The organism is Flavobacterium sp. (assembly GCF_035760125.1).
Taxonomy (GTDB): Bacteria; Bacteroidota; Bacteroidia; order Flavobacteriales; family Flavobacteriaceae; genus Flavobacterium.
This window is the reverse complement of the sequence record NZ_DASTTN010000130.1, coordinates 1-6,125: the sequence shown is the minus strand read 5'-3', so window position 1 is coordinate 6,125 and position 6,125 is coordinate 1. Positions and strand designations below refer to the sequence as shown.

The window sequence follows — 6,125 nt, the reverse complement described above, 5'->3', positions numbered from 1 at the left end:
TTAAAATAATCATTCAACTTTATAATTGAGAATGTATTTCCGAGTAAAAGACAAAAACCACTTATGTCATTGAATTTATCGTATAAAAAAGAAAAATTATATGCACTCTGCAGAATGTGCCAACCACTTGTTTGAGCCAGAAAAAAATGTAAGTTAGCCAGACCTTTTACAAAACCATATTCATTAATCCATTTTATTGTCTGAATATAATAAGATTCGTTGTCTAAAATATAAGGAATGGAAGCGCTTTGAGCCAGAATCAAAATAACAATAATACCTAACGCTATTTTTAAAGGAGTAGTTAGTGAAAGTAATTGCTCAAAAAATAATTTATAAATAAGCTGAATTTCTTTTTGAAATTTTAAAAAAACAACAAGGTTGACAAAAAGAAGAACAATATGAAACTCAAAGTTTACTCTTCCAAAAATAGCCCAAATGCTAGTGAAAATAGTGGTGGTAAAAAGACCTAAAACCGTATGGATAACAAAGTTTTGATTCTTTAATCTTAGGATTCTGTCAGTGACAAAACCAAGATTGATTGTCGAAAAAAATATATAAATCCAACTTAAAAGAATCAAAACCATTTTATAGCATTATTTGTCCATCGGTCATTACTAATTTTCTATCAGCCATATTGGCCAATTCTTCATTATGGGTTACAATTACAAAAGTTTGCCCAAATTCATCTCGCAGTTGAAAAAATAACTGATGTAAATTTTCAGCAGAGTGAGTGTCTAGATTTCCTGAAGGTTCATCTGCAAAAATAACATCAGGTCTGTTGATTAATGCTCGTGCTACAGCAACGCGTTGTTGTTCTCCGCCAGAGAGTTCGTTGGGTTTGTGGTTTATTCTGTGTGATAAACCCAAATATTCCAATAATTTTTTGGCTTCTTTTTCGGTTTCAGTTTTTGATTTATTGGCAATAAAAGCTGGAATGCAAACATTCTCCAATGCTGTAAATTCTGGCAGTAATTGATGAAATTGAAAAATAAATCCCAAATTTGAATTTCTGAATTTGGATAACGATTTGTCATTCATTTTCAAAATATCTTCATTGTTTATGAAAAGCGAAGTGCCATTTTCTGGAGTTTGATTTTCAGATCCATTTTTTGTTGGACTAGGTTTATCTAATGTTCCCAGAATTTGCAATAGTGTTGTTTTTCCAGCACCTGAAGCTCCAACTATAGAAACGATTTCGCCTTTTTTAATATGTAAATCCACTCCTTTTAATACTTCAAGTTGATCGTAATATTTATGTATATTTTTTGCGTGTATCATTTCGAACTGTTTTTACAAAGAAACAAAGTATTTGGTAATTAATCCTCGTATAATTTTTTTTTATCGGATAACCAAATTATAAATTGATGTTAATGAATTGGAGGTGATTGTTAAAGTGTTGATTTTTAAATATTTTTAATTTTATAAAATTTCATAAGCATATTAAAGTGATTTTTCTACAGGATAAATTCTGAAAAATAACGGTTAGATTTGTATATTTATATCAATTTAATTTCAAAAAATGGAAAGTAAAAATACAGTTGCAGTAAATAATAACCTAAAAAGTAAAAAATTAGTTTTAGGAATTTTGTTTGACGCTATCGGTCTATTGTCCTTTACCATTCCGGGAATAGGAGAGTTTGGGGATGTAGTTTGGGCACCGCTTGCTGGTTTTTTGATGACCAAAATGTACGAAGGCAGAGTAGGGAAGGTCGCTGGTGTTTTAACTTTTGTTGAAGAAATATTGCCATTTACTGATGTTGTTCCTTCTTTTACTCTGACTTGGATATACACATATTGGATAAAAAGTAATAAAGAAAAGAGTTAGTCTATATTTCTATGGTTCGATTTAAAAATTTCTAACAATTTCTTTCAATTGATTATCTAGCTCTGGATTTGAAATCACATTCGCATCTACATCAAAATTATCATTGAAACTAGGTAATGAAAATATAGCTTTTATATCGGCGTTGAAACGGGGGAAATTATTTTTGGCTATCTCCAGGACGCTTGCTCCACCTCTTGCACCCGGCGAAGTGGCCATCAGTAGCATTGGTTTTTCCTGAAATATTTTTCCGTTTATTCTGGAACACCAATCGACAGTGTTTTTGAATGCGGCGCTATAATTTCCGTTGTTTTCGGCAAGGGAAACTACTAAAATATCGGCTGTTGCTATTTTGTCTAAAAATGCTTTAGCTAAAGGATGCTGACCAATTATTACCTCCTTGTCGACACTGAATAACGGCATTTCATAATCGTTTAAATCCAATACTTCAACTTGAATATTTTCAAACAAACCAGCTGCATAAGTCGCTAATTTTTTATTGATGGATTTTTTGCTTGGACTTCCGGCAAAGGCGATGATTTTCATGTTATTTTGTTTTTTTTAAAAGTAATGAAAATTGAAACATTATAAAATAAAAAAAACCTGCAAAATAACTCTTGCAGGTTTCCTTCTATTTTCTAAAAACTATACGTTAAATCTAAAATGCATTACGTCACCATCTTTTACAATATATTCTTTTCCTTCGACTTTGAATTTCCCAGCTTCTTTGGCTTTTGCTTCTGAACCGTATTGAACGTAATCTTCATACGAAATCACTTCGGCGCGGATGAATCCTTTTTCAAAATCGGTGTGGATAACTCCTGCAGCTTGTGGTGCAGTTGATCCAATATTGATTGTCCAAGCACGAACTTCTTTGACACCGGCAGTGAAATACGTTTGTTGCTTCAATAATTTATAAGCAGCACGAATTAAAACAGAAGCTCCTGGCTCAGTTAATCCCATATCTTCTAAGAAAACTTGACGCTCTTCGTAGCTTTCTAATTCAGTGATATCAGCTTCGGCTCCTACAGAAAGTACAATTACTTCAGCATCTTCATCTTTTACCAATTCGCGGACTTGATCTACATATTTATTTCCAGAAACTGCTGAATTTTCATCAACGTTGCAAACATATAATACTGGTTTTGCAGTGATCAATTGAAATGATTCCATCAAAATTTCTTCATCATTACTTTGAGGAATAATTGTTCTAGCTGATTTTGCTTGCAACAAACTTTCTCTGATTCGATCTAAAAGTGCTTTTTCAGTTTGCGCTTCTTTATTTCCAGTTTTTGCTGCACGGTTTACTTTTTCTAAACGTTTTTCGACCGTTTCTAAGTCTTTTAATTGCAGTTCAATATCGATGGTTTCTTTATCGCGGATAGGATTTACATTTCCATCTACGTGAACAATATTGTCATTGTCAAAACAACGCAAAACATGAATAATAGCATTACACTCTCTGATGTTTCCTAAAAACTGGTTTCCTAAACCTTCTCCTTTACTAGCTCCTTTTACCAAACCTGCAATATCAACGATATCTACAGTGGCCATTTGAACGCGCTCTGGCTTTACTAGTTCTTCCAATTTATTGATTCTTGGATCTGGAACGTTTACAACTCCAATATTAGGTTCGATAGTACAAAATGGAAAGTTGGCACTTTGCGCTTTTGCGTTCGATAAACAATTGAATAATGTTGATTTTCCAACATTTGGTAATCCTACAATTCCTGCTTTCATGATATGTTTGTTTACAAATAACAGTTGTCTATTACTTGTCTTTAGTAATTCCTTTTTTAAAGTTTGCAAATATAAGATATAAAGACATTACTCCACAAATATTCCCCTTCCTTTTGCACTTAGCATGCAAGAATACCTATAAGTACTAAAATTTTTATCTAATCACAACGCAAAAAACAGCAATTTGGTTAGGTTAAATGGTTTTTACTAAAATAGAATGTACTTTCTCTTGTTTTAAGTCTTGCTACCATTATTAAAGCTAATATTGACAATTGTCTAAAAATTAACCTATAAAATAAATATATCAGAAAAAAGAAAAACATAAATTAAACCTATATAATTGCCGATTACTTTTTTTCTAATAGTTATGACTGTTTGGAATTACTGTATTGATAAATATTTTCAAAATTTTAGATAAAATATAACATTATATATTTTTTATGTTAATATTATGTTATATTAGCCCCTATAATTAACCAATAACCAACCAAACTTAATGATTATGAAAAAAATCGCGCTATTATTCTTTTTGTTAAATGTCACGTTTATGATGGCCCAAAAAGAAGTTTCGGGAGTTGTAAAAGACAAAACGGGTTCTCCGCTTCCAGGAGTTAATGTTCAGGAAAAAGGAACAAAAAACGGAGTATCTACTGATATGAATGGTAGTTACAAACTAAATGTAAATGAAGGAGCCACATTAGTTTTTAGTTATGTAGGCTTTATTACAGTTACAAAATCAGCTTCAGCAGCTATTGTCGATGTTAATTTAGAAGAAGAAGAGGGTGGTCAAAAGCTAGAGGAAGTTGTTGTTACAGGTACTCGTACTGCTCCTCGAAGTAATACTACAACTGCATTACCAATTGATGTATTGTCCTCGAAAGATTTGACAGCTACAGGACAAGCGACTTTTGATAAGGCATTGCAGTACAGAATTCCGTCCTTTAATACTGTAAATACACCAGTAAATGACGCTACTTCATTACTGGATCCATATGAAATAAGAAATATGGGACCTAGTAGAACATTAATCTTAATAAACGGTAAACGTAAAAATTTAAGCTCATTATTATATGTCCAAACCTCTCCAGGACGAGGAGAAACAGGAGCTGATATATCAGCTATTCCAACTGAGGCTATCGAAAGAGTTGAGATTTTAAGAGATGGTGCTTCTGCTCAATATGGTTCTGATGCAATTGCAGGGGTAATGAATATTATCTTGAAAAAGAATAGTACCGATGGTTCAGTAACTTTAAGAACTGGTATTACAGCTGAAGGTGATGGGGAAATGCTTGGTGTTACTGTAAACAACGGAACCACAGTAGGAGATAAAGGTTTTCTAAATTACACGATCGATTTCTCTAAAGTAAATCTTGCAAATAGGCCTGGAAAAGTTGATGCTGATGGTGATTTTAATGATTTCGTAAAAGTAAATCCTGATGTATATGGTAGTTATGTTAATGATGACAATACTTTGGGGGGTACTGACATATCTGGAATGACAGAAGCAGAAAAGGAAGCAACTTTTGCCGCTTATAAAGGATCTTCAGATTATAATGCAAAATTCGCTACAATAAACCAAGGAAATACAACTGGTAAACAATCTGTTGTTGATTTTTTAAAAGAAAAACCAGACGCTGGAAATATCAATGGATCTCCCGAAACGGCTGCTGCTAAATTTGAAATCAATGGTGGAAACGAAATAAACGAAAATACAAATTTGTATTATAATGCAGCTTATGTTTATAAAAAAGTAAACTCATATGCTAACTACAGAACTCCATACTGGAGATCAATTAAAAATCCTTTTGAAAATTCAACTATTCCAAATTGGGGAGTTGGAGCTGCCTATCCAACTTATTACAAAGATTTTTTCAGTAATGGTTCTGCTGCGGCATACAGAGGTTATGTTCCAACTTTTGAGGGAGATTTGAATGATTATAACGCTACTTTGGGCTTTACTACTACAAAGAATGGATGGAAGAGTGATGTTAGTATCACTACAGGAGGAAATAGCCAAACTTATACTGTGCAAAACTCTGTAAATAGATCAGATATTATTGATCCTGCTACAGGCGAGCATGTGTATCAAGAAAATAGCCCTATCTACTTCAAACCAGGAGGAACTTCATTTAACCATATCGTGGGAAATATAGATATTTCAAAAACGCTTTCGGATCATATCAGTATAGCTTTTGGATCGGAGTTTAGAACAGAAACTTTTGGTGTTCAAGAAGGAGATAAAGCCTCTTGGGACGGATTAGGAGCTGATTCATTTGCTGGTAACCGTCCTGAAAATTCTGGAAAATGGAATCGTTACAACTTTGGAGCTTACTTAGATGTAGCTTATGATGTGACCAAAGATTTCTTAATTAATGGTACTGCTCGTTACGAAGACTATAGCGATTTTGGAAATGCTACAGTTTGGAAATTAAGCTCAAGATATAAATTTCTTGATGACAAAGTTACTTTAAGAGGTTCTGTTTCAACTGGATTTAGAGCACCTACTTTGCATCAAATCTACACTCAAAAATCGCAATATTCTTTTGTGCCTGGAGCAGGAATT

General features: G+C 33.0%; 6 protein-coding genes. 2 read left to right on the top strand and 4 right to left on the bottom strand.

What is annotated here, in order from left to right; translation table 11 throughout:
* Together VFS71_RS05290 and VFS71_RS05285 are read right to left on the bottom strand one after the other, a co-directional pair.
* A partial coding sequence (locus VFS71_RS05290; RefSeq protein ID WP_414655986.1) for an LIC_10190 family membrane protein occupies positions 1-584 on the bottom strand: 584 nt, incomplete at its 3' end.
* Position 585: 1 nt separating this feature from the next.
* Positions 586-1,278, bottom strand: coding sequence for an ABC transporter ATP-binding protein (locus VFS71_RS05285; RefSeq protein ID WP_326399810.1), 693 nt, complete (start codon positions 1,276-1,278; stop codon positions 586-588).
* A gap of 241 nt (positions 1,279-1,519) precedes the next feature.
* Between VFS71_RS05285 and VFS71_RS05280 the strand changes: the two genes are divergently transcribed.
* Complete coding sequence (locus tag VFS71_RS05280; protein ID WP_326399809.1) at positions 1,520-1,825, top strand: hypothetical protein; 306 nt, start codon at positions 1,520-1,522, stop codon at positions 1,823-1,825.
* A gap of 21 nt (positions 1,826-1,846) precedes the next feature.
* Here the strand turns inward: VFS71_RS05280 and VFS71_RS05275 are convergent, their stop codons facing one another.
* Positions 1,847-2,368 (bottom strand): NAD(P)H-dependent oxidoreductase, encoded by a 522-nt coding sequence (locus VFS71_RS05275; protein WP_326399808.1) that lies wholly within the window; start codon positions 2,366-2,368, stop codon positions 1,847-1,849.
* A gap of 99 nt (positions 2,369-2,467) precedes the next feature.
* A complete protein-coding gene (ychF, locus tag VFS71_RS05270; protein WP_326399807.1) occupies positions 2,468-3,562 on the bottom strand; it encodes a redox-regulated ATPase YchF in 1,095 nt (364 codons plus the stop codon).
* Between the two features lie 502 nt (positions 3,563-4,064).
* On the opposite strand from ychF, the gene VFS71_RS05265 reads away from it, so the two are divergent.
* Positions 4,065-6,125: TonB-dependent receptor (locus VFS71_RS05265; RefSeq protein ID WP_326399805.1), on the top strand; the 2,061-nt coding region annotated here is incomplete at its 3' end.